Source organism: Bradyrhizobium sp. Tv2a-2, assembly GCF_000472425.1.
Lineage (GTDB): Bacteria > Pseudomonadota > Alphaproteobacteria > Rhizobiales > Xanthobacteraceae > Bradyrhizobium.
Window position 1 is genome coordinate 180,975 of sequence record NZ_AXAI01000005.1, and the last position, 23,405, is coordinate 204,379.

Consider the following 23,405-nt stretch of genomic DNA (forward strand, 5'->3'; position numbering starts at 1 on the left):
TCCTGGGTATTTCCGAACCACCCATGACGTGTTTCGGAATACTTCGATGTTCAAGCTCCAGTCGATCGCCGCCCGCCTTATCCTTGCGATCTCGCTCACGGTCGCCGCGGCCTGCGGAATCCTCGGGACTTTCTCCATCCTGCAACAGCGGTCGCTGACCCACCTTGCGCTCGATCAGCAGCTCAAGCTGCAATATGACAGCGTGGTGGCGGCGATCGACTATGAAGGCCGCGCCGCGCTCGCCGTCAGCGCGACGATTGCGGGGCTGCCGCCGGTGGCGGACGCGATCGCCAAGGGGGACCGCGCGGAACTGGGCTCGTTGCTTGGCAATTCGATGAAGGCGCTGAAGGAGCAGGGCATCCCGCTCATCACGTTCCAGGTCCCGCCGGCACTGTCGTTCTATCGGGTTCATGCCCCGCAAACCTACGGGGACGACGTCACCGGACGTCGCAACACCGTGGTCGAGGCGATCAGGACCGGCAAATCTATTGTCGGCGTCGAGCCGGCGCGAGCGGACCTCGGCATATTCGGCATGACGCCGATCATCCGCGACGGCAAGAGCCTTGCAAATGTCGATGTCGGCGCCGCCTTCGGCAGGGAATTCGTCGACCGCGTCAAGCAGCGTTTTGGCATCGACATCGCCGTCCACTGGTTCGACGGCACGAGCTTCAAGCGGCTGTCGTCCACCTTCGGCGACGGCGAGGTGGCCACGCCCGCCGAATTGAAATCCGCATTCGACGGCGCCGCCCAGCAGCGTGACACGACGTTCCAGGGCCACCCCGCGGCCCTCTATGTCGGACAGATCAAGAACTATGCCGGCCAGCCGCTCGCCGTGCTCGAGATCATCAAGGACACCACGGCCTATGAGGCCGCCGCGAGCCGCGCCCAGACGACGCTGTTATTGGCGACACTGGCCATCCTGGCCGGCGCGGCACTGCTCGCCTTCCTGCTTGGCCGCGGCATGTCGCGTCCGCTTGTGGCGATCACGGCGGTGATGAACCGGCTCTCCAGCGGCGACACGTCCGTGACCATCCCCGGCGGGGAGCGCAAGGACGAGGTAGGGACCATGGCGCAAGCCGTGGACGTGTTCCGCCGCAACATGATCGAGACATATGGCCTGCGCGAGCAGCAGGAGGCCGCCAAGCAAGCGTCGGAGGCCGAGAAGCAGGCGTTGCAGCGACAGATGGCCGATCGCTTCGAGGCGGACGTCAAGAGCGTGGTCGCCCAGGTGGCGCAGGCGACCAAGGACATGCAACGCGTGGCCGACGAAATCACCCAAAGCGTCACCGGCACCTCACAGCGCGCTGCGGCCGCGGCGGCCGCCTCGGAACAGGCCTCCACCAGCGTCAGCACCGTGGCCGCCGCGACCGAGGAATTGGCCTCCTCCGTCGCCGAGATCGGCCGGCAGGTAGCACACTCCTCCAACGTCGCCAATGGCGCGGTCGAAAAGGCCGGCAAGACCACCGAAATGGTGGGCAGCCTCGCCTCCACCGCCGAGCGCATCGGCGACGTGCTGCGGCTGATCGACGCCATCGCAAGCCAGACCAATCTGCTCGCGCTCAACGCCACGATCGAGGCGGCGCGCGCGGGCGATGCTGGCCGCGGCTTTGCCGTGGTTGCCGCCGAGGTGAAGGAACTCGCGAGCCAGACCGCCAAGGCAACCGAGGAGATCGCGGGCCAGGTCACCGCCATCCAGTCGGCCACCTCCGAATGCGCGACCGCCATCGGCGGCATCAGCCAGACCATCCGCGATATCAGCGGGATTGCCACCAGCATTGCCGCCGCCGTCGAGGAGCAGGATTCTGCAACGCGCGAGATCGCGCGCAGCGTCCAGCAGGCGGCCGCCGGCACCAGCGACGTCACGCAGAACGTGGCAGGCGCAAGTCAGGCCGCCGACCGGTCCCGCGCGCTGGCCGACACCGTGATGACCGCATCCGGCCAGCTCAGCCACCAGACGACGGCACTGTTTGAGAGCGTCGATACATTCCTCGCAGGTCTGCGCAACGCGGCGTGAGTCATCTCGTCACCCGCAACAAACCGCTTCATCATGCCGGATAAGCGCGCTAGGATTATTTCGACGCTGCGCTTCCCCGGATTGCGATGCCAAGCTCCGCCGCAAAGCCCGCCAAGAAGACCCACGCACAAAACGGTTCAAGCCCGTCCGATCCGAAAGTGGCAGCAGTCTTCAGCAGCCACCCAGAGCCGCTGCGAACAAAACTGCTGGCACTGCGGCAACTGATCCTCGACACTGCACGCACCACCGAGGGCGTCGGCCGCCTCGACGAAACCATCAAATGGGGTCAGGTCAGCTATCTCACCAGCGAGACCGGAAGCGGCAGCACGGTCCGCATCGACCGGGTGAAATCGACCGCCGACCAATATGCGGTCTATTTCCATTGCCAGACCAGTCTGGTCGAGACGTTCCGCGAGCTCTATCCGCAGCTCAGCTATGGCGGCAATCGCAGCATTCTGCTCGACGCATCCAAGGCGCTGCCGAAACAGGCCTTGCGCCACTGCGTGGCGCTGGCGCTGACCTATCATTTGAACAAGCGCAAACGTTAACTCACGCGACGCGCGCCTTCACCGTATCCGGCTCGTCCGCACCACGCTGGGCACGCAACAGCTCGACGATCTCCTCATTGGGGCGGGCGCGGCTGAACAGGAAGCCCTGGCCCTCGTGGCAGCCTTCCGCGCGCAGGCAGCTCAGCTCGGCCTCGGTCTCGACGCCTTCCGCGGTGATGGTGACGCCAAGCCCCTTGCCGAGACTGACGATCGAGCGAATAATCGCCTGCGCTTCGCGGTTGGCACCGAGATCGCGCACAAAGGACTGGTCGATCTTGATCTTGTCGAAGGGAAAGCTGCGCAGGTAGCTGAGACTGGAATAGCCGGTACCGAAATCATCCATGGAGATGCGCACGCCGAGCGCGCGCAGCGCATGCAAGGTTGCCAGCACCTGGCTACTCTTCTCCAGGAGCAGGGTTTCGGTGATCTCGAGCTCCAGCCGCTTGGCCGACAGGCCCGACTGCTTCAGCGCATCCATCACGATGGACAGCAGGTTGCCGGTGCGAAACTGCAGCGGCGACAGATTGACCGCGACGCGGACCTCGTCCGGCCAGGTCGCCGCGTCCTTGCAGGCCCGCCGCAGCATCAAGCCGCCCACCGCGTTGATCAGTCCGGTTTCCTCCGCGACCGGGATGAACTCGCCCGGCGAGACCATGCCGCGTTGGGGATGCGGCCAGCGCACCAATGCTTCGAAGCCGGTGATGCGCCCGGCGGAAAGATCGATCAGCGGCTGATAATAGGGCTGTAGGCGTTCGTCGCGAACGGCATCGCGCAGCTCGGTCTCGATCTTGCGACGGGTCTGGGCACGCGCATCCATGGCGGCCTCGAAGAACGAGAAGGTGCCACGGCAATCGTTCTTGGCGCGCGACAGCGCCATATCTGCGTTCTTTAGCAGCATCTCGGAATCGTCGCCATCGCCGGGCGCCATCGCAATGCCGATGGTTACGCCGACCACCACGGAATGGCCGTCGAGCAGGAAGGGATCGCCGATCGCCTCCAGCAGCCGGCGCGACATCAAGACCGCGTCCTCGGGCCGCGTCAGCCCGCCCTGGATCATGGCAAATTCATCGGAATTGAGCCGCGCCAGCGCGTCGTCCTCGCGCAAGGTCGAGCGCAGGCGCTTGGCGACGGCACGCAACAGCTTGTCGCCGACACTATGGCCGAGCGAATCGTTGACCGCCTTGAAATTGTCGAGCCCCAGGACCAGCACCGCGACCTTGTCACTGCTGCGGCGGGCATGCGCGAGAATATCGTCCATCTGCTGCCGCAACAGGTTGCGGTTCGGCAAGCCGGTGAGGTCGTCATGCTGGGCGAGGAAGGCGATCCGCGCCTCGGCCCGCTTGCGTTCGGTGATGTCCATCAACGCGAGCAGGACGGCCGGCTTTTCGTCATAGATCAGCTCGCGCGAATAGATCGCGAGGTCGATCAACGAGCCGTCGGCCCTGACATGCTTCCAGGTCCGCGCGGCCTGCTCATCGCCGGGGCGGTCGGTAGCCCAGGGCGGATCGCTGTCGAAGGCCTGCAGGCCGCTAATGGTGCGCGTCTCGAACTCGGTGCGGCCATAGCCGTAATGCTCGACCGCGGCGTCGTTGACGGCAAGAATCCTCCCGCCGTCCAGCGCGCAGACGATCATGGGAACGGGATTGCCGTCGAACAGCAGACGGAACGACGCCTCACGCTGCTTGAGCTCCGTGATATCGACGCGCAGCCCCACGACGCCACCATCCCCGGTTAGCCGCTCCTCGATCAGGATGACCCGGCCGTCGGAGAGCGTCTGCTCGTGGCGGGCGCCAGGCTGGTACATCTTGGCGAGCCGCTCGGCGATCCATTCCTCTTCGCGCCCAGCAGCCTGGGGGTAGTCGCCACGCTCCACTCCGATGCGAAGCGTGTCCTCCAGCCGCGCGCCGGGTGCGAACAGATCGGCGCTGCGGCTGTAGATCTCGGCGTATTGCTTGTTCCAGAGGGTGTAGCGGCCCTCGGCGTCGAGAAACACGATGCCCTGCGGCAACAATTCGATCGCTTCGCGCAGCCGTTCATGCGACTTGCGCGCATCCGCGATCGCGGCTTCGGCTTCGGCACGGGTCCGCGCAATCTCGGCGGCCGCGGTGGTCGGATGGCGTCGCGAGTTTGCAGATCTCGGAGCGAGGCTGGCAAGGCGGCGCGACTTGCGGCGCGCGGACGCAGGCTTCAACTTCTTTTTCCTTTGCCGGACATTCGGCATACGCGCGCCCCCAACTCGCATTCTGCGCGCCCTTGTTTTCGGCCAAGTCTCTTAAAGAAAAGGTATCTTTCTCCTGCGGAGCCCCGTAGGACCATTCGCCAACGCGACTGCTCGCAGTCTTGTGATGGCTCTGATGGAGCGACGCGTCAGCCAAAAGTAGCCGATTTTTTGTTATTGCAACCCGTGATAGCGAAGTGGATATTAAACTACCACCGCTTCTTATCACTCGGCCACGCGCCTGCGCTTTACGCGGCAAATCCCCGCGTTGTTCTTCGCGCGCACGAAATTTGGTCAGTGGGGAAGACGGTTATCGCGCGGTTAAGAAGGCTTTTCCGTCGCGCCTGATCAATCTCGATCCGCGTGTTGGCAGTGCCGCTGTAGCTCACTAGCGCGAACAAGGTCGCCGCATGCGCAGGATGCGGCCTTGCGATGCCGACCGCTGAGACGCGATGTCGTCAGTGCCGTGGATTGCAAGGCCGTAGCAGAGGAAGATCCCTTGCGGCATCGGTGCTCATGCCGAGCGGCAACCGCCTTCAATCTTCAGTGTATCGCCTAAGCTTTCTATCACCAGCACGCAAAACTGAGGATCGTCCAAATTGCGGTCGGGACGCTGCGGCGCTTCCATGCTAGGCTTGCCGACGCACAGAGTGACGCAATGCCAGCCCGCCCAATTCTGATCCCGCTTTTGTTCGGTATCGTCTGCGCCACGGCGCTCTCAGCGCTTGCGCAGGACCTCGGCACGCTTCAGCCGAAGCCACTGCCGCCACTCGATCATCCCAAGGATCCCAAGCTTGCGGCCAAGGAGCTGTTCGCCCGCAAACTCAAGCCGACCGCCGGCCCGGCCAACTCGATCGGATCCTATGCGAAAGGCTGCCTGGCTGGTGGCGAAGCGATGCCGATCACGGGTGACACCTGGCAGGTGATGCGGTTGTCACGCAACCGCAATTGGGGCCATCCCGACATGATCGCGCTGCTCAAGCGACTGTCGGTCAAGGCGCACAAGGACGCCGGCTGGCCGGGCATCCTGGTCGGCGATATCGGCCAGCCGCGTGGCGGGCCCGCGCTCTCAGGACATGCCAGCCACCAACTCGGCATCGATGCCGACGTGTGGCTCACGCCGATGCCGGATCATCTGCTATCGCGTGAGGAGCGCGAGGAGATGTCGGCGACCATGATAGTGCGCGACGACCGGCTCGACATCGATCCCAAGGCCTGGACTCCCAACCACTGGATGGTGCTGCGCGACGCCGCGCAGGAGCCCGCCGTGCAGCGCATTTTCGTCAATGCCGCGATCAAGAAGGCCCTGTGTCGCGACGCCAGGGGCGAGCGCAGCTGGCTCAGCAAGATCCGCCCCTGGTACGGCCATGACTATCACTTTCACATCCGCCTGCGCTGCCCGATCGGCGACAAGGAATGCAAGGGCCAGCCGGACCAGGGTGGAGGTGACGGCTGCAGCGCTTCCGATCTTGCCTACTGGTTCAAGGATTCCATCATTCACCCCGAACCACCCAAGGAGCCGTCGAAGCCTGCTCACGCCGTCACGCTGGCGCAAATGCCCGCGGAGTGCCGGAAGGTGCTCAACGCGCCTAACGCGAAGCAATAACGTGACGGTGTTTTCCTTCCGCTGCAACTTTCGCTAAGATGGATCGGATACGCGCCGTAAGCGCGACCCATCTCCCGGATCAGGCTGCTGATCCGCCCATTTCCGCTCTGCCGATGTGACGAGCATCGTCGTGCGTGGAAGGGTCCTCAGAATAAAAGCGGTGGATTGATGATGCGTGGCACGTTGGCGATTGCCTTAGTTCTCGTCTCCTTCGTTCCTGCCTTTGCGGCGGAGGAGCCGAGCGGTTGTGACAAGTTCAAATGGAGCATCGACCAAGCGCGCGCCGCGCTCACGGCACCGGACCGTACGAAGCTGACCTCGGGCAGCGAAGTTGCCGCGGTACCATCGACAGGCGTGATCCTGAGCTTGCGCACACCGTCCGAAGCCAAACTGCCGTCGCCGCCGGAACGCGCCCCGAAGGAAGGCACCTTTGCCGGCTTCACCAGTTTCAAGGCGACGCCGAAGCCCGGAATCTACACTATCAGCCTGTCAGCCGGCGCCTGGGTCGACGTGGTGCAGGACGGCCATTTCCTCAGGCCCAAGGCCTTTAGTGGCGCGACGGATTGCGACGGCATCCGCAAGACGATGAAATATGAGCTGGCGGCGTCGCCGTTCGTGCTGCAGGTCTCGGGCGCCAAGGAGGATGCGATCTCGATCGCGATCCTGCCCTCGGAATAGGCGAAAGTAGACAAACCGTCGCCTTTACCCCCAATCCCAGCCTGTTATGGTCCCGGGCAGCGACATCCCCTATGGCCGTAAGTCGTAAGGGATGGCCGGAACGGCACTTCCGCTGTCGCCCCTTGACCTGAACCAACGCCTGATTTGCGCGCGCAAATGTTTGCGCCTGCGAACATGCATGGAGCGCTTCGATGTATCGTCTTGCCGGAATTTTCGCCGCTTTTGTGATCCTGTTGGGATCGGCCTCGTCCCCCGCGACAGCCGAGGACAAGACTCTCACTGTTTTCGCCGCCGCCTCGATGAAGAACGCGCTCGACGACATCGACGCAGCCTTCACCGCCAAAACCGGTGTGAAGGTCTCCGCAAGCTATGCGGCAAGCTCGACCCTGGCAAAGCAGATCGAACAGGGTGCACCTGCCGACATCTTCGTCTCCGCCGACACTGACTGGATGGATTACGCGGTCAGCAAGAAGACCATCAATGAATCGACCCGGGTCAATCTGCTCGGCAACTCGATCGTGCTGATCGCGCCGAAGGATTCCAAGATCGACAACGTCGCGATCGGGCAGGGCTTTGATCTCGCCAAGCTCGCCGGCGACGGGAAGATCGCGACCGGCGACGTCAAGTCGGTGCCAGTCGGCAAATATGCCAAGGCGGCGCTGGAGAAGCTCGGCGCCTGGCAGGCCGCAGAGCCGAAATTCGCGATGGCCGAGAGCGTGCGCGCGGCGCTGACGCTGGTGGCCCGCGGCGAGGCCGTGCTTGGCATCGTCTATTCGACCGACGCCAAGGTGGAGCCCGGCGTCAAGATCGTCGGCACCTTCCCGACGGATTCCCATCCTCCGATCATCTATCCGGTCGCCGCTACGAGCACTGCCAAGCCGGAAGCGAAGGAATATCTCGATTACCTGCACTCGTCGGCGGCGAAGGCGGTGCTGGAGAAGTACGGCTTCACCTATCTGGTCAAGCCGACGTCCTGATCGGTCGACGTGTTTGACATCACGCCCACCGAATGGACGGCGATCCTGCTCTCGCTGCGGGTCGCCACCGTGGCGACGCTGATGGCGACCCCGCCCGGCATCGCGCTGGCTTACCTGCTGGCGCGGCGCGATTTCTGGGGCAAGTCGCTGCTCGATGCGCTGGTCCATCTGCCGCTGGTGCTGCCGCCGGTCGTGACCGGCTATCTGCTGCTGCTCGCCTTTGGTCGGCGCGGGCCGATCGGCGCCTTTCTGGCCGACTATTTCGGCATCGTGCTCGCGTTCCGCTGGACCGGCGCGGTGCTGTCCTGTGGTTTGATGTCGTTTCCACTGCTGGTGCGCCCCATGCGGCTGTCGATCGAGGCGGTCGACCGCCGGCTCGAGCAGGCCGCGGAAACGCTGGGCGCACCACCCTGGCGCGTCTTCTTCAACGTCACCCTGCCGCTCGCGCTGCCGGGTGTGCTGGCCGGCATGGTGCTTGGCTTTGCCAAGGCAATCGGCGAATTCGGCGCCACCATTACTTTCGTCTCGAACATCCCGGGCGAGACCCAGACCATTTCCTCGGCGATCTATTCGCTGATCCAGACGCCGGACGGTGACGCCGCCGCGTTGCGGCTGGTTGTCGTCTCCGTCGTTATCGCTGTCGCTGCGCTGATTGGCGCGGAATGGTTTGCGCGTCGCGCGACCCGGCGCCTGCACGGGAATTGACCCATGCTGCACGTCGACATCGTCAAGCAGCTTGGCGAGTTCGCGCTGCAGGCCGCCTTCGAAAGCCAGGGCCGCGTCACCGGGCTGTTCGGCGCGTCGGGTTCGGGCAAGACGTCGCTGGTCAACATGATCGCAGGCCTGCTGCGGCCCGACCGTGGCACCATCTCGATCGACGGCGAGGTCATGGACGACACCGAGAAGGGCGTCCACGTGCCGGCCTGGCAGCGCCGCATCGGCTATGTGTTCCAGGACGCGCGGCTGTTTCCGCATCTCGGTGTCGCGCAAAATCTCGACTATGGCCGGCGCATGAACCGCGTGGCGGACGATCCTGCCCAGCGCCAGCGCGTCATCGAGCTGCTCGATATCGGCCATCTGCTCGATCGCCGTCCCGGCAAATTGTCCGGCGGCGAGCGTCAGCGCGTCGCGCTCGGCCGGGCGTTGTTGTCGAAGCCGCGGCTGCTCCTGCTCGACGAACCCCTGGGCGCCCTCGACGAGGGACGGCGCGCCGAGATCCTGCCCTACCTGGTCCGGTTGCGCGACGAGGCGCGAATCCCGATGGTCTATGTCAGCCACGACCCGGCCGAATTGCGCCAGCTAGCGACCCAGATCGTGCTCTTGAAAAACGGGCGCGTTACCTCGTTCGGCGGAGTCAAGGTGCTGTCGGGCTCCTGACGTTCCCAAGACCAGGCGCTCGAACGTGTCGTTCGGGTCCATTTGGCCGCCCTTCAGCATCAGCTGCCGACCAGGACGAACACCGGTCCACCAGCGGGCTGCACAACGGCCTGCTGCCCAACTTCCGGAGCCAAGCCGATTCAGCGCCGATAGGAGATCGTGGCCTGTGCGACGCTGCTGGCGTCGACCCGATTCCGATCGGCATCTTCCTGCGGGAAAAAGCTGCCATAGGCGATGCCGTTCAGATGATTTCGCGCGTGCGCAAATCCCTGATCTCTCCTTCGCCATAACCGAGCGATGAAAGCACCTCGTCAGTGTGGGCGCCGAGCTCCGGCGCCATGCGGTCGAGCCGGCCGCCGCCATGCGCCAGGCGGAAGCCGGAGCCGGCAAAGCGCAGGCGGCCGTAGGGCGTGTCGATCTCCTGGATGGCGCCGCGTTCGACAATCTGCGGATGGTCGATCACCTCCTCGACCTTCCAGATCGAGGCGCAGGGCGCGCCCGCCGCGTCGAGAATCCTTTCCCATTCGCGCGCGCCCTTCTTCGACAGTGCGTCCTCGATGATGGCGCGCAATGCCGTCTCGTTCTCCTGCCGTGAGAACCAATCGACGAAGCGCGGGTCCTTCAGCGTGTCCTCACAATCGAGCGCCGCCATCAGCGCACGATATTGCTTCTCGTTGTTGACCGCGAGCAGCAGATAGCCCTCGCCCGCCTTGAACAGGTTCGCCGTCACCTTGCGGCTGACGGCCTGATTGCCTGACAGTTGCTGGCGATGGCCGGCGACCGAGTAATCCGCGATCTGACCCGACAGAAACGCCAACGTCGCCTCCAGCATGGAGACGTCGACAAGCTGGCCCTTGCCGGTATGGTTGCGCTGGAACAGCGCACTGGAGACGCCGAATGCCGCAGTCGCGCCCGACAGCACGTCGCAGACCGCAAAGCCCGCGCGCGTCGGCCCCGTCTCCTCGTGACCGGTGATCGCCATGATCCCCGACATCGCCTGGATCTTGCCGTCATAACCCGCACTCAGCCGCTCCGGCCCGGTCTGGCCGAAGCCTGACACCGCGCAATAAATCAGCCGCGGGTTGATCCTGGACAGCGCTTCGTAGCCGATGCCAAGCTTGTCCATCACGCCGGGACGGAAATTCTCCATCACCACGTCGGCCTGCGCGGCGAGCTTCCTGACGATCTCGATCGCCTCCGGCTTCGACAGATCGAGCGTCAGGCTGCGCTTGTTGCCATTGATAGCCTGCCAGCCCGGCGCCAGCCCCCGCTCGGCCCATTCGCGGCTCAGCGGCGTGCGACGCATGTCCTCGCCCTCGCGCCGCTCGACCTTGATGACATCGGCCCCCAAAAGCGCGAGCTGGTAGCTCGCATAGGGGCCGGCCAGCACCTGCGTGAAGTCGAGGATCTTGACGCCCTCGAAGGGTCGGGTCACCGCGATATCCTCCTGATCGGCATTGTTCTTGCTATTGGCGCGGATGATCTCACGCCGCGCGGTTGCCGCGAGCGATCTCCTTCTGCCGGTCGAACTCGGCCCGGCGGCGCGCGAGCTCTTCGGGGCTCATCTGCGCGACATTGTTGTAGTCGAGCTTCCAGGAGGCATCATCGCTCCAGCGCAGCGGCGACTGCATGGTAGTGCGCGCCCCGACAGCGCTTTCCAGAACGCGGAGCGCAAGCTCCAGCGTCAGTGCCTGTGATGCCTCGTCATGCGGCTTGCCGGCGGAATTGCCGAGCGGGAAATCGCTGAACAGGAAGCGTGGCACCGCCGCGTGCTCGACAATGTCCTTGGCGCAACCCATCACGACGGTCGGAATGCCGTTCTCTTCGAGATGGCGCGCGACCAGCGCCGCGGTCTGGTGGCAGACCGGGCAGTTCGGCACCAGCACGGCAACATCGACCTTGTCCTCGCGGCAGCGGGCCAGGATCTCGGGCGCGTCGGTGTCGAGGGTGACGCGGTGACTGCGGTTGGTCGGCGCGCCGAAGAAACGGGGCGCCACATCGCCGAGCCGGCCCGCGGCCTTCGCCTTCAGAAGCTGCGGCAGCGGAAACCAGGTGCCGCTGTCGGTCGCCGTGGTGTGCTTGCGGTCATAGCCGATATGCGAGATCCGCAAATCGTGTTGCTTCGACGTATCGCCATCATAGACCGTGTAGAACTTGGCGCCGCCATTATAGGCCGCGCCCGGCCCCTGATCACCCCTGGCGGGATCATAGGGTGCGGCAGTGGTGATGATGGTGACGCGGCTTTGCGACAGCGGCTTTGTCAGCTGCTGGAACGGCGCATCCACATAATGCGCCCAGCGATATGGCGTGGTGTAGCCGATCGCGGCGTAATAATCGCGGGTCCGCTGCATGTAGGGAACAGGGGAATCATAGTCGGGCGCAAAGCCGAACTGTTCATCTTGTGGCGCGGACATCGTTTTGGCTCCTTGCGTTTCCGTCGCGAGGTTATGGTTGGTGGCGTGAGACTAGAGGGCGGCCGCGTATTCCTCAACAGCCAATCACTCCGCGGCCGTTCCGGCGCAGGCCGGGACAACTACGGTGAGGCAATCCCTTTCAAATTTCAAACAACCATCCCTGCCGCCGTCATCGCCCGGCAAGCCGGGCGATCCAGTATTCCAGAGACGCCGGAGTTCTTGCTGAGAGGCCTCTGGAATACTGGATGCCCCGCTTTCGCGGGGCATGACACCGAGAGCACATGAAGCCGCCTTCTCGCGGCGCGTTTCGCCCGAGCTTTGCCAATGATCACCCTCGAAAAAGCCGAGGGCGCAGGGAAGACCGGGTGGCCGCTGCACCCGGGGCCCTCGCGCAGAAAAAATTTGCGCGAGCGCGAAAACCACAGGCACAGGCGGTGATCACACCGGCCTTCCCTGCGCAGTGGTTTACGGCTTATACGCGCTCTCCTCGGTGAACCATCCCGTTTGCCACCGTCGCCCGCGTGATGCGCAAGCATCATCGCGAACTTGAGCGCCGGACCTTGGGGCGCCAGGACCACACGATTTCGCCGTCCGCGAAATCGCCGCTCGTCAGTCAGCGCCTTCACGTCCACCGCACCCCGCCTCACGTGTCGTGACGACCGCGATACGCCCTCATGCCGAGGCGGGACAAGCACACCATACGCCAAATCTGAATTGCGATAAACAGAATTATTTTCTGACCCATGGCTTGACATGGTTTTGGCAACCGAGCCCCGTCGGGCAAATCAGTCTTGCGCGTTTGGGACAGCCTTCGGCGCTCACCCAAGACCGTGGGATTGCCGGGGCCGCGAGCGCTGCTTCATCTTGGCAATGCGAGTCTGCCGCGCTAGCTTCAGTTCAAATCTTGAGGGGACTCAGTCTCAATGGAACTCGGCACCAAGGCGCGATCGGGCTCGATCTGCGCACGTTTTTCGCGATGCACTCTTGCCGCCGTTGCATGGATATGGCTTGCGAGCTCTGGGCATGCCGCTACGGCCGAACTGACGTCGGCGCAGGCGGCGCTTTACACCACGGTATCGATCTTTCCACCGTCCGCCAGTTCGATGACGGTATGCTACGGCTTCGTCTGCCGGCGCCGCGAGATGCTGGACTTCACGGCCGCGGATCGCAGCGCCTTGAGCCGGATCATCGCCGCGGGACGCGGCTCGGCTGTGGCCGAGCGCGCCGCCGTGCAGAAGGCCGTGATCTGGTTCGATCACCGCATGGGGCCGGTGATCGGCACCGACAAGCGCGTCGCCAATGCCGACATCCGCGCGCTCGACGACAAGCACAATTTCGACTGCTGGGACACAACGCGAAACACCACGAGCCTGCTGCTGGTGATGCAGGCGTGGGGCCTGTTCAAATATCACACGGTCGGCGATCCCCATTATCGCGGCAATCCCCTGACCCTGCAGCTGCCGCACAATACGGCTGTTCTGGTCGATCGCGAGACCAAGACCGAATGGGTGGTCGACATGTGGCCCCACGCCTATGGCGAGCCGCCGGATGTCAAGCCGCTCGCGGAATGGATCAAGGAGGACTGAGCGGCGGCATCTGCATGCAGTCCGTCGGATGGGCCGATCCTACGATTGCTGCTCGATCGCTCATTCAGGTTTCCCCTTTCAGCACGCCGGCCCCCGCAGTATGCTGGTGGCCATACCGGCCACAGAGCCGGACAGCGTCTTGAGGAGGCGTCCATGCAAGAGCGCGTGCTTGTGCATCACGACATCAAGCCTGAGAATCCGCCGGAGCGTGCGGCGCGCTATCTCGACGTGCCGAACATGCCCTGGGAGGCGACCAAGTTTCCGGGCATACAGATCAAGGTGCTCTACACCGACGACAGCGGCATCACCACCGCCCTGTTCAAGCTCGCGCCCGGCGCGGTGGTGCCGTTGCACGAGCACACCGCGCTCGAGCAGACCTACGTGATCGAGGGCTCGCTCGAAGATCATGAAGGCAAATGCGGGCCCGGCCAGTTCGTGTGGCGGCCGGCCGGCAACCAGCACGAGGCGGTCGCCCCCAATGGCGCAGTGATCCTGGGCTTCTTCCTCAAGCCAAACCGCTTCGCCTATGGCGAGAAATTCTTCACCGCGCCGGTCGAGAGGTAGCTCATCACTCCCCGGCGGGAGAGGTGTAAGTCCGCAGTTTCCGCTGCTGCCAGTTCGACCTGATCTCGACGCGCGGTCGTGCGGTTCACGCGGCCACCGTCGCCGGCTTCGGCGGACTCCAGACGCCTGCGGGCGACGGCAGAGAGGGAAGAAGTTTGACGCCCTCGACGCCGGCCATTTGGGTTGCGACCTCGCAAATCTCCTGCACCGAGCGCCGCATGGAGGATAGGCATCGGTCAGGTCGCGGAAGTCGCTTCCTGCGCGGTTCGCCATGCGCAGTGACGAGCCGTACTACCCGATCAACACCGCCGCCGACCGCGCGATCCTGTACGGCTATCGCATGATGATGGAGCCGTATCCGAACGTCATCTTCGGCGGCCGGCTCGGCTCCTACAAATATCTCGACATGCACCAGGCGATCGACGCCGCGCTTAAGACGTTCGAGAACGAGGTCACGGCCTTCCTTGCAGGACAAGACATACCCGAGCGTGTCGTCATGGCGGGCTGAGCAGGCGGTTCGGCACCGAGCACAGACACGCCGTGCACTGCAGCACGCCAAAAGCACTCCAAGCCGGCGCGCTTTCTGAAATCGAAACGACCGATTCATGTGGGCATTAACCGCAAGTTGCCTGCTGCGCCTTTTTCCCTCCTCACATGCGGCTTAATCTCGCTGACGCGCCATATGGCCGTGACAAGGGAGGACTCTGATGAATAGCGACAAACTAGCAGCCGAGGCCATCGGGACCTTCTGGCTGACCTTTGGCGGCTGCGGCAGCGCGGTGATCTCGGCCGGATTTCCCCATGTCGGGATCGGGCTGCTCGGCGTGGCGCTCGCATTCGGCCTCACCGTGCTGACGATGGCGTACTCCATCGGTCATATTTCCGGCTGCCACCTCAATCCCGCCGTGACGGTGGGGCTCGCCTGCGGCGGGCGCTTTCCGACCAGCCTCGTCGTCCCCTACATCATCGCGCAGGTGATCGGCGCAATCGTCGCTGCCGCGGTGCTGTATGTGATTGCCAGCGGAGCGCCCGACTTCAGCCTCGCCGGCAGCTTCGCGGCGAACGGCTATGGCGATCACTCGCCCGGCAAATACGGGCTCGGTTCCTGTCTTGTGAGCGAAATCGTGCTGACCATGATGTTTCTGTTTGTCATCATGGGCTCGACCCACGGCAAGGCGCCCGCGGGATTTGCGCCGATCGCCATCGGGCTCGCGCTGACGCTGATCCACCTGATCAGCATCCCCGTGACGAATACGTCGGTGAACCCGGCGCGCAGCACCGGGCCGGCACTGTTCGTCGGCGGCTGGGCGCTGGCGCAGCTCTGGCTGTTCTGGGTGGCGCCCTTGATCGGCGGCGCGCTCGGCGGATTTCTATACCGGTGGCTGAGCCCGGAGCCGACAGGCGAGGTGACGGGCAAGGCACCGGCCTGAGGCGATCGTTTGCGTCCCCGGAGACATTGACGTCAGGCGAAGCGGGTGAGCTGCCGGCCAGCAGCCTCACCCGCTGCAGACGAAAATTGCTTCAGATGTCGCGGCACCGCGACGCTTGCGGGTTCGGATCGTGCCCTAAATCCCCGCGACCTGCGCCCACACGTCAGCGAGCTTGTGCTTGATGCTGTCCCACCGCGTGGGCGGTACCTTTTCGTCTCCCTCCTCGGGCAGGCGCAGGCCCACCACATTGACGCGGCCGCCGGAGATGCTGCGGGCGACCAGCACGATGGTGTCGAGCGCGACCGTTGCGCCCTCCTTCGGCGCGTGATCGAGATGGACGTCGAAGTAATCCGACAGCGTCAGCTTCTTGTCGTCATCGGCAGCTTGGATGCCGTAGATCTCGGCGACCTCGCCAAGTGTGTGCTCGCCCGAGACCATGAAATCGCCGAGCAGATGCGGGTCGGGCGCGGAGCTCGGCTGCATGTCGACAAAGAAGCGGTCCAGCGCCTCCGCCTTCTCCGGCGGCGCCAGCAGATAGATGTAATCGCCCGGCGAGATCGGATCGGCCTCGGCGGGCGAGAGAATGTTCTGGTTGCGGATGACGAGCGTGGGCTTGGACCAGGACGGGATCAGGCCGCGGCGGAAGAACAGGCTCTTCGGCCGCACTGGATAGCCGACCAGCTCCTGCTCGAGCTGACCCGGCAGATCGAGTTCGACGCGGCGCGGGCCGCGATCGGTGCGCGGCAGCGCGACATGCAGCCGGCGCGCGGCGGCGGCCAAGGTCCAGCCCTGGGCAAGCAGCGAGATGATGACGACGACAAAGGCGACGTCGAAATAGAGATAGGCCTTGGAGAGGCCGACCAGCATCGGGATCGAGGCGAGGAAGATCGCAACCGCCCCGCGCAAGCCGGTCCAGGCGATGAAGGTCTTTTCGCGCCAGTTGAAGCGGAATGGCGCAAGGCATAGGAACACCGCGGCCGGCCGCGCCACGAACATCAACATCAAGGCGACCAGCACCGCCGGCAGGGCGCTGCTGGCAAGCCGATGCGGCGAGACCAGAAGACCGAGCAGCACGAACATCACGATCTGGGCCAGCCAGGTCGCGGCATCGAGGAAGGTGACGACGGAATTATGTGCGCGCGTCGGGCGGTTGCCGATGATGATGCCAGCGAGATAGACCGCAAGGTAACCCGAGGTGTGACCGATCTGCGCAGCGCCGAAAATCACCAGCGCCGCCGTGGTGACGAAGGGCGCGTGCAGACCCTGCGGCAGCGCGACGCGATTGAGCGCGAGCACCACCAGCCGGCCGCCGATGACGCCGATGACGGCGCCGAGCACGGCTTCGCGCAGAAACTCCATCACGACATGGCCCGGCGAGCTCTGGCCGACGGTGATGAACTCGACCAGCATCAGCGTCAGGAACACGGCGAAGGGATCGTTGCTGCCGGATTCCGCCTCCAGCGTCGCGCCGACGCGTGGCCGCAAGCGCAGGCCCTGAGCATGGACCAGAAGGAACACCGCCGCGGCATCGGTGGAGGCGACCACCGCGCCGACCAGCAGCGACTCGGTCCAGTTCAGATCGAGCGCAAATCGCGCGACGGGCGCGGTGATCAGCGCCGTCAGCAGCACGCCGGCGGTCGCCAGAATCATCGAGGGGGCGAGCACTGCCTGGATGGTCTGGAAGCGGGTGCGCAGGCCACCGTCGAACAGGATCAGGGCGAGCGCCACCGACCCCACCAGATAGGTGGTGCGGACATCGTTGAACTCGATATGACCGGGGCCGGAATCGCCGGCCAGCATGCCGATCAAAAGGAACACGAGGAGCAGCGGTGCGCCGAAGCGCAGCGCGAGCAGGCTCGACAGGATGCCGGCCATCACCAGCACAGCGCCAAGCAGAATGGCAATGGAGACCGAGTCCAGAGAGGCCATAAAGGAACGCGTGAAATCCGTTGCAAATAGCTGGATTTAAATCCTTATCGTCGCCACACTTCGACGCCAACCGGTTTTCCTGAAATCGCGTCGATATGTCCGATTTTTCGACCCCAACCGGGGCTCGTCATGGGATTTTGCGCCACTTTCGAATCAATTTTGCTAACACCGCTTTGCCTGACCGGACGAGACCTCGACGATGGACATGGACTTCAAGGAGCTGACTGACTTCCTGCTGGCGGGCGCACGCTCGGTCGGCGCCGAGGTGACATCGCCCTGGTTCTATCTGCAGTTCGGCTTGATCCTGGCAGCGGCCGGACTTGCGCTCGCCGCCGGCGCCGCCATCCGCTCGCGCGTCGACATGGACAAGCTCGGTAGTGGCTGGCCGCTGCCGCTGCGCCTGTTCATGCACGTGCTGATCAACAGTGCGCCGACCGCAGTGTTCGCGATCCTGGTGATCGTTGCCCGCATCATCATGTGGCACAGCACATGGCCGAGCCGCAGCTATCTGCTGATGGTCAGCGCCAAGCTCGCGCTGGCGTGGATCGCCATTCGCCTGGTAACCTCGACCTTACGCAATCCCTTCATCGTCCGCGTGCTGTCGATCTCGGCCTGGGTGGTCGCCGCACTCAGCATCATCGGCGAGCTCGAGCCGACCATCGAGGCGCTCGACTCGGTCGAGGTGGTGCTCGGCGGCTTCAGACTGACGCCGCTGATCCTGATCAAGCTCGGCGTGCTGCTGATCGTCGCACTCTGGCTGACCAACATCGCGAGCAACATCGCGGAAGGCTGGATCGCGCGTTCCAGCGACCTCACGCCCTCGGTGCAGGTGCTGCTGGTCAAGATGATCCGCATGGGGCTGATGATCACCGCGATTGCGGTCGCCGTCAGTGCGGTCGGCATCAACCTCTCGGCGCTGGCGATCTTCTCCGGCGCGGCCGGCGTCGGCATCGGCTTCGGCCTGCAGAAGATCATCGCCAACTTCATCAGCGGCATTATCCTTCTGGTCGACAAGTCGGTGAAACCCGGCGACCTCGTCACCATTGGCGACAATTCCGGACGCATCAGCGCCATGAAGACCCGCTACATCTCGGTCGCCGCCGGCGACGGCCGCGAGTTCCTGATCCCGAACGAGGACCTCGTCACGCAGAAGGTGACCAACTGGACTTATACCGACAAGAACACGCTGGTGAAGGTGACCTTCGGGACCAATTACGAGGCCGATCCGCACCAGGTCTGCAAGCTCGCGATCGATATCGCCGCCGCCGCGCCGCGCGCGCTGAAATCCAAGCCGCCGAACTGCCTGCTGACCGATTTTACCGATGCCGGCATGCGGTTTTCCCTGACCTTCTGGATTGCCGATCCCGACGGCATGGACGGTGTCAAAAGCGGCGTCATGCTGGCGTTGTGGGACGCCTTCAAGCGCGAGGACATCCATGTTCCCTACCCGGTGCGCGTGATCCGCGTCCGCGATGGCGCGCTGCCGGTGCAAACCTCGGATTTGACAACCTAGGCGCCAGTGCGTGCCGAAAGGCGCGACTTGCGAAAGCCCCCGCAATCATTAAATTAGCCAGATTGCCAATTGAGCTGCAGCCGCGGCCTTCACCTCTCCCGAAGGGAGGGGTCGATTTGCGGAGCAAATCGGGTGAGGGGTTACCGTCCCTCGTGAGAGCCGAGACCCCTCACCCGGATTGCTGCGCAATCCGACCCTCCCCGCCGGCGAGAAGTGAAGCCCCCCAAGAGAAGACGATTTCCGAATGAGCTACGTCGACGCCACCGATACCTCCTTACGCAAGACCGGGCAGATCAAGCTGCACGGGTCGAACGCTTTTGTCGGTATGCGCAAGGCGGGCGCCCTGGTTGCCAAATGCCTCGATGAGCTTACCGACATCGTGAGACCCGGGGTTCCAACCTCAAGGATCGACGATTTCGTGCGCGAGTTCGCCTTCAGCCATGGCGCCTACCCGGCGACGCTGATGTATCGCGGCTATCGCTATTCGACCTGCACCTCGATCAACCATGTGGTCTGCCACGGCATGCCGGGCGATCGCGCGCTGAAGGAAGGCGACGTCGTCAATGTCGACGTCACCTTCATCGTCGACGGCTGGTACGGCGATTCGAGCCGGATGTATGCGATCGAGCCGATCGCGCGCAAATCGGAGCGGCTGATCGAGGTCACCTATGAAGCGATGATGCGCGGTATCGCTGCGGTGAAGCCCGGCGCCACCACCGGCGACATCGGCTACGCCATCCAGAGCTTTGTCGAGCCGCAGGGCATGAGCGTGGTGCGCGATTTCTGCGGCCATGGATTGGGGCGCATGTTCCACGACGAGCCCAACATCATCCATATCGGCCGGCCCGGCGAGGGCGTGCTGCTCAAGCCCGGAATGTTCTTCACCATCGAGCCGATGATCAATCTCGGCAAGCCGCATGTGAAGATCCTCTCCGACGGCTGGACCGCGGTGACGCGCGACCGCTCGCTGTCGGCGCAGTTCGAGCATTCGGTCGGCGTGACCGCCGACGGCGTCGAGATCTTTACGCTGTCGCAGCGGCACAATGAGAGGCCCTACGTGCAGGTCTGATTTCGTCAGACCGTTTACGGCCGGCGTTGCCGGCAATGATGCGATGGGATGGTTGCCGCTATGTTCACCCCTCCCGAAGGCAGAGGTGCGCACCGCGGCGACCCGTCGAAGCCAATCTTCGAGCGCGCTAATTCGCGGCACGCTTCGGTGGCCCGGCGGGCGGCATCGTCCGTGTGAAGCTCTCGCGCGCCGCATGACGCGCGTAATAGCGCCCCAGATTTGTCTCGGGCCCGAGGGCCGCCGCACCCAGGGGCAGTTGCCTGACGTAGTAGAGGATCGGCATCAGGTTGATGTCGGCCAGGGTGAACTGGTCGCCGACGAGGTAACCGGTCGCGGCCACCGCATGATCGAGAATCTCGAGCTGTGTGCGAACCGCCGGTGTCACGGCCTCGATCGTGTTCCGGTCTGGCTTGCCATCGGCGGTCTTCGGCACCGCGTAGGCGAAGAGATAGGTGCGAACGAGGGTCGCATCCATGACGGTGTTCACCAGCGACACCCACTGCTCGGTAAGCGCAGCGAGGCGGGCATCGTCCGGGATGAGCTGGGGTCCCGGGAAGCGGCGATCAAGATAGGTCGCGATTGCCTTGGACTCGCAGAGCTCAAGGTCGCCGTCGCGCAGCACCGGCATCTTGCCGAAGGGATGAATGCGACAAAGCTCCGGCGCGCCGAGCAACGTCTCGGTCAGGACGTAGTCGATGCCCTTCTCCTCGCAGACCATGCGCACGACGCGTGTATATGAGGACCGCAAGGAGCCGAGGATTTCCGGCTTGCTCATCGCTTGCTCTCCTCAAGCTCACGCGCGGGCCATCGCCGCCATACGATCGAACGCCGCGGACCAGCCACTGCCGTGACCATCGCGGGCGCCTTTGGTATCGAAGCGCTGCTGCACCAGCACCAGGCGGGTGCCGCCCGGAGCCGCCTCGAAGGTGACCGTCACCTCGGTCTCGTGGCCGCGGATACCGCCGGCGCCTTCCCACGCCCATGTAAAGCAGAGTCGGTGCGGCGGATCGACGATCCGATAGACGCCGCTGGTCGCAACCTCATCACCGTCGGGCTTCCGCATCGTCACACGCCAGTGTCCGGCGACCTTGCTATCCAGCCGATCGACCGACGCCTCGTAGCCGTCAGGCGCCCACCATTTCACCAGCTGGGCCGGCTCGGTCCACAGCGCGAACAGCGGCGCGGGATCCATCGGGATCAATCGCTCCAGACGGAGCGTCGTCTCGGCGTCATCGCTCACGACTTCCTCCGCTTCGGCGTTTGCTGGGCGGCCACGGTCTCAAGCCGGTCCAGTGCAGCGGTCCAGTACCGCCGCTGCCGCGTTAACCAGCTTTCCACCGGCTCGAGCGCGTTGTCGCGCATGCGCACATAGCGCCATTGGCGCTCGACCCGCCGTTCAATCAGCCCGGCACGCTCCAGCACCTGGAGATGCCGTGAGATCGCCTGCGTGCTGATCGCGAAAGGCGCGGCGACATCGCCGACATTGAGCTCGCCTGCGGCGAGCAGCCGCTCGACGATCTTCCGTCGGGTCGGGTCGGCGAGCGCCGCAAGGACGCCGTCGAGCCGAGGGGCCTGTGAGGTAACCATCGGCAGGTCCTTATTTAACAGATCTGTTTAGTAACATTTCAGTTGATCAATGTCAACGCGCGGCGGCATCCGTGATCGCGGGCGGATGCGTTCGCCGATATGACGCGCTTCATTCGGTCGCGAAGTACGCCGGCGCGGGGCACGCAGCAGCGCGCCGCCGATTGCCGCAACCAAGGTCCAGCCGGCATGGGCATAGGCCCAGATGGAATTTCGCGCCGCCCGGCCCCTCAGAACGTAGCGCACTTCGTGGTTGCAAATTGATGCGTCGTCACTGCACAGTAGGGCCATGAGCAGCGAGACCAGCGAAGCCCCCGACAAGACGCCGCCCAAGCCCGCGCGCGCAGAGCCGCCACATTATCACGGCCATCGCCAGCGGTTGCGGGAGCGTTTCCGCAGCGCCGGCGCCGCTGCACTCGGCGATTATGAACTGCTGGAGCTGGTGCTGTTCGCGGCCCAGCCACGGCGCGACATGAAGCCGCTGGCGAAAGCGCTGCTGAAACGGTTCGGCTCCTTTGCCGAGGTTATCCATGCGCCGGAAACGCTTCTGCGCGAGATCGACGGCATCGGAGAGGCCTGTATCGACCAGCTCAAGCTGATCGCGGCCGCCGCGACCCGCGTCACGCGGGGAGAGCTGAAGCATCGCACCCTGCTCTCCTCATGGAACGAGGTCATCGACTATTGCCGCACCAGCATGGCCTTTGCCGACAAGGAGCAGTTCCGCATCCTGTTCCTGGACAAGCGCAACCAGCTCATATCAGACGAGGTGCAGCAGACCGGCACGGTCGACCATACCCCGGTCTATCCCCGCGAGGTGATGAAGCGTGCCCTGGAGCTTTCGGCCACCGCGATCATCCTGGTGCACAATCACCCAAGCGGCGATCCGACGCCGTCGCAGGCCGACGTGCGGATGACCAAATCAATCGTGGACATCGCAGGCCCACTCGGCATTACCGTGCATGACCACATCATCGTAGGCAGGAATGGGCATGCGAGTTTGAAGGGGATGAAGCTGATGTGAGGACGGCGGTGTGCGCCGCGTCTCGATGCTCATTTACCATCTATTAACTCTTCGCTTCGCGATTCCGGCCATGCGTGAGAGAGTGGATCATCGAATGAGCGGGGTAGCTCATCATCGGATGCGAGGGAATCGATGATGACCAAGGTTGGCGAGCAAATGCGGCGCGCGGCGCTCGCAATGAGTCGAGCCGATTTGATCGACACATGTCTGCGTTGGATCAAGCAACTGAGCGTCATACCGGCCCCTGCTCAAGTGAACAGGCTGGCCTGCATCAAAATTCGAATTGACGTCCGGCGCGATCGCTGACGCAAAAAGCTTCGCCGCCGGCCCGATGGCGCAGCGGCGAAGTCAATTTCACTAATAGCAAAAACGCGGGGCGGCGCGGACCCAATAGCCGTCAGGACGCTGCAGGTAGCAGCCATCGCGGTAATAGTAATAGCCGTTGCGGCGGCGCTCGCCTTCGCTGGCGATCGCGGCACCCGTGCCAGCACCGAGGACTGCGCCGATGGCCGCACCGCGGCCCCCGCCGAGCGCTCCCCCGACGATCGCGCCAGCGGCGCCGCCGAAGATCGCGCCGCCCAGCGTATCCTGAGCGAAGGCCTCGTGAGCCGGCATGGCAAACGCGAGCGCAAGGACGGCCGCAGTCCCGAACTTCCTCAACATTCCAACTCCTCCATTTGGCTTGTCGACGACGCTTGTTCGCAATGGTTCGAGAAGAAGTCAACCACGATTCCCTCGCCCGCACTGGCCTGCCTTTGAACCGACTGCACCGACGATTCCACTTATGACAGCGCGAGTTGTCACGACGACAGGGTGGCGGCGGAACAAACAACCGTGCAGACACGGATAATGAGGCTATTTTTGAGCGCTCTGATGG

The 23,405-nt window shown here is 64.1% G+C and carries 23 protein-coding genes; 15 read left to right on the forward strand and 8 right to left on the reverse strand.

Annotated elements, in window-relative coordinates; genetic code table 11:
- Window positions 1-46: 46 nt before the first annotated feature.
- Window positions 47-2,014 (forward strand): methyl-accepting chemotaxis protein, encoded by a 1,968-nt coding sequence (locus A3AI_RS0112145; protein ID WP_024515831.1) that lies wholly within the window; start codon window positions 47-49, stop codon window positions 2,012-2,014.
- A 158-nt stretch (window positions 2,015-2,172) separates the two neighbouring features.
- Window positions 2,173-2,562, forward strand: a complete 390-nt coding sequence (locus A3AI_RS0112150) for a DUF1801 domain-containing protein (protein ID WP_036048155.1) — start codon at window positions 2,173-2,175, stop codon at window positions 2,560-2,562.
- Between the two features lies 1 nt (window position 2,563).
- On the opposite strand, the gene A3AI_RS0112155 is transcribed toward A3AI_RS0112150, so the two are convergent.
- Entirely contained in the window at window positions 2,564-4,783 is a 2,220-nt protein-coding gene (locus A3AI_RS0112155) for a putative bifunctional diguanylate cyclase/phosphodiesterase (RefSeq protein WP_024515833.1), read from the reverse strand.
- A gap of 655 nt (window positions 4,784-5,438) precedes the next feature.
- Here A3AI_RS0112155 and mepA point away from each other — a divergent pair.
- From mepA to modC, 5 genes are all read left to right on the forward strand, one after another.
- On the forward strand, window positions 5,439-6,386 hold the full coding sequence (mepA, locus tag A3AI_RS0112160) for a penicillin-insensitive murein endopeptidase (RefSeq protein WP_024515834.1): 948 nt from the start codon (window positions 5,439-5,441) through the stop codon (window positions 6,384-6,386).
- Window positions 6,387-6,554: 168 nt separating this feature from the next.
- Window positions 6,555-7,064 (forward strand): hypothetical protein, encoded by a 510-nt coding sequence (locus tag A3AI_RS0112165; protein WP_156927744.1) that lies wholly within the window; start codon window positions 6,555-6,557, stop codon window positions 7,062-7,064.
- Window positions 7,065-7,255: 191 nt separating this feature from the next.
- Window positions 7,256-8,041, forward strand: a complete 786-nt coding sequence (gene modA / locus A3AI_RS0112170) for a molybdate ABC transporter substrate-binding protein (RefSeq protein WP_024515836.1) — start codon at window positions 7,256-7,258, stop codon at window positions 8,039-8,041.
- Window positions 8,042-8,050: 9 nt separating this feature from the next.
- Complete coding sequence (gene modB / locus A3AI_RS0112175; protein ID WP_024515837.1) at window positions 8,051-8,746, forward strand: molybdate ABC transporter permease subunit; 696 nt, start codon at window positions 8,051-8,053, stop codon at window positions 8,744-8,746.
- 3 nt (window positions 8,747-8,749) lie between these two features.
- A complete protein-coding gene (gene modC, locus A3AI_RS0112180) occupies window positions 8,750-9,418 on the forward strand; it encodes a molybdenum ABC transporter ATP-binding protein (protein WP_024515838.1) in 669 nt (222 codons plus the stop codon).
- 241 nt (window positions 9,419-9,659) lie between these two features.
- On the opposite strand, the gene A3AI_RS0112185 is transcribed toward modC, so the two are convergent.
- Both A3AI_RS0112185 and A3AI_RS0112190 read right to left on the reverse strand, forming a co-directional pair.
- Complete coding sequence (locus A3AI_RS0112185; protein WP_024515839.1) at window positions 9,660-10,853, reverse strand: CaiB/BaiF CoA transferase family protein; 1,194 nt, start codon at window positions 10,851-10,853, stop codon at window positions 9,660-9,662.
- A 49-nt stretch (window positions 10,854-10,902) separates the two neighbouring features.
- Window positions 10,903-11,832 (reverse strand): glycine reductase, encoded by a 930-nt coding sequence (locus A3AI_RS0112190; RefSeq protein ID WP_024515840.1) that lies wholly within the window; start codon window positions 11,830-11,832, stop codon window positions 10,903-10,905.
- 923 nt (window positions 11,833-12,755) lie between these two features.
- Between A3AI_RS0112190 and A3AI_RS0112195 the strand changes: the two genes are divergently transcribed.
- The 4 genes from A3AI_RS0112195 to aqpZ all read left to right on the forward strand — a co-directional run bounded on the left by A3AI_RS0112195 (window position 12,756) and on the right by aqpZ (window position 15,412).
- On the forward strand, window positions 12,756-13,418 hold the full coding sequence (locus A3AI_RS0112195; protein WP_024515841.1) for a hypothetical protein: 663 nt from the start codon (window positions 12,756-12,758) through the stop codon (window positions 13,416-13,418).
- 153 nt (window positions 13,419-13,571) lie between these two features.
- The gene (locus A3AI_RS0112200; protein ID WP_024515842.1) at window positions 13,572-13,982 is read left to right on the forward strand and encodes a cupin domain-containing protein; all 411 of its coding nucleotides are present in this window, start codon (window positions 13,572-13,574) and stop codon (window positions 13,980-13,982) included.
- Window positions 13,983-14,253: 271 nt separating this feature from the next.
- A complete protein-coding gene (locus A3AI_RS0112210) occupies window positions 14,254-14,490 on the forward strand; it encodes a UDP-galactopyranose mutase (protein ID WP_024515843.1) in 237 nt (78 codons plus the stop codon).
- 199 nt (window positions 14,491-14,689) lie between these two features.
- Window positions 14,690-15,412, forward strand: a complete 723-nt coding sequence (aqpZ, locus tag A3AI_RS0112215; RefSeq protein WP_024515844.1) for an aquaporin Z — start codon at window positions 14,690-14,692, stop codon at window positions 15,410-15,412.
- Between the two features lie 135 nt (window positions 15,413-15,547).
- Here aqpZ and A3AI_RS0112220 read toward each other — a convergent pair whose 3' ends face one another.
- Window positions 15,548-17,341: a potassium/proton antiporter gene (locus A3AI_RS0112220; RefSeq protein ID WP_024515845.1), complete on the reverse strand. Its 1,794-nt coding sequence runs from the start codon at window positions 17,339-17,341 to the stop codon at window positions 15,548-15,550.
- 199 nt (window positions 17,342-17,540) lie between these two features.
- On the opposite strand from A3AI_RS0112220, the gene A3AI_RS0112225 reads away from it, so the two are divergent.
- Both A3AI_RS0112225 and map read left to right on the forward strand, forming a co-directional pair.
- A complete protein-coding gene (locus A3AI_RS0112225) occupies window positions 17,541-18,854 on the forward strand; it encodes a mechanosensitive ion channel family protein (RefSeq protein ID WP_024515846.1) in 1,314 nt (437 codons plus the stop codon).
- A 244-nt stretch (window positions 18,855-19,098) separates the two neighbouring features.
- Window positions 19,099-19,923, forward strand: a complete 825-nt coding sequence (gene map / locus A3AI_RS0112230) for a type I methionyl aminopeptidase (protein ID WP_024515847.1) — start codon at window positions 19,099-19,101, stop codon at window positions 19,921-19,923.
- Between the two features lie 127 nt (window positions 19,924-20,050).
- On the opposite strand, the gene A3AI_RS42605 is transcribed toward map, so the two are convergent.
- Genes A3AI_RS42605 through A3AI_RS0112245 form a run of 3 tightly spaced genes read right to left on the reverse strand, consistent with a single transcriptional unit; the run spans window position 20,051 to window position 21,510 of the window.
- Window positions 20,051-20,698: a glutathione S-transferase family protein gene (locus A3AI_RS42605; RefSeq protein WP_024515848.1), complete on the reverse strand. Its 648-nt coding sequence runs from the start codon at window positions 20,696-20,698 to the stop codon at window positions 20,051-20,053.
- Window positions 20,699-20,716: 18 nt separating this feature from the next.
- Window positions 20,717-21,163, reverse strand: a complete 447-nt coding sequence (locus tag A3AI_RS0112240) for an SRPBCC family protein (RefSeq protein WP_051382373.1) — start codon at window positions 21,161-21,163, stop codon at window positions 20,717-20,719.
- The gene (locus tag A3AI_RS0112245) at window positions 21,160-21,510 is read right to left on the reverse strand and encodes an ArsR/SmtB family transcription factor (protein WP_024515850.1); all 351 of its coding nucleotides are present in this window, start codon (window positions 21,508-21,510) and stop codon (window positions 21,160-21,162) included. The genes A3AI_RS0112240 and A3AI_RS0112245 overlap by 4 nt, the downstream gene beginning before the upstream one ends.
- 286 nt (window positions 21,511-21,796) lie before the next feature.
- On the opposite strand from A3AI_RS0112245, the gene radC reads away from it, so the two are divergent.
- Window positions 21,797-22,528, forward strand: coding sequence for a RadC family protein (gene radC / locus A3AI_RS0112255; protein ID WP_024515852.1), 732 nt, complete (start codon window positions 21,797-21,799; stop codon window positions 22,526-22,528).
- Window positions 22,529-22,660: 132 nt separating this feature from the next.
- Window positions 22,661-22,834 carry a hypothetical protein gene (locus A3AI_RS47470; protein WP_156927745.1) on the forward strand — a complete coding sequence of 58 codons (174 nt, stop codon included), beginning with the start codon at window positions 22,661-22,663 and terminating at the stop codon, window positions 22,832-22,834.
- A 51-nt stretch (window positions 22,835-22,885) separates the two neighbouring features.
- Here the strand turns inward: A3AI_RS47470 and A3AI_RS0112265 are convergent, their stop codons facing one another.
- Window positions 22,886-23,191, reverse strand: a complete 306-nt coding sequence (locus tag A3AI_RS0112265) for a YMGG-like glycine zipper-containing protein (RefSeq protein WP_024515853.1) — start codon at window positions 23,189-23,191, stop codon at window positions 22,886-22,888.
- Window positions 23,192-23,405 lie beyond the last annotated feature (214 nt).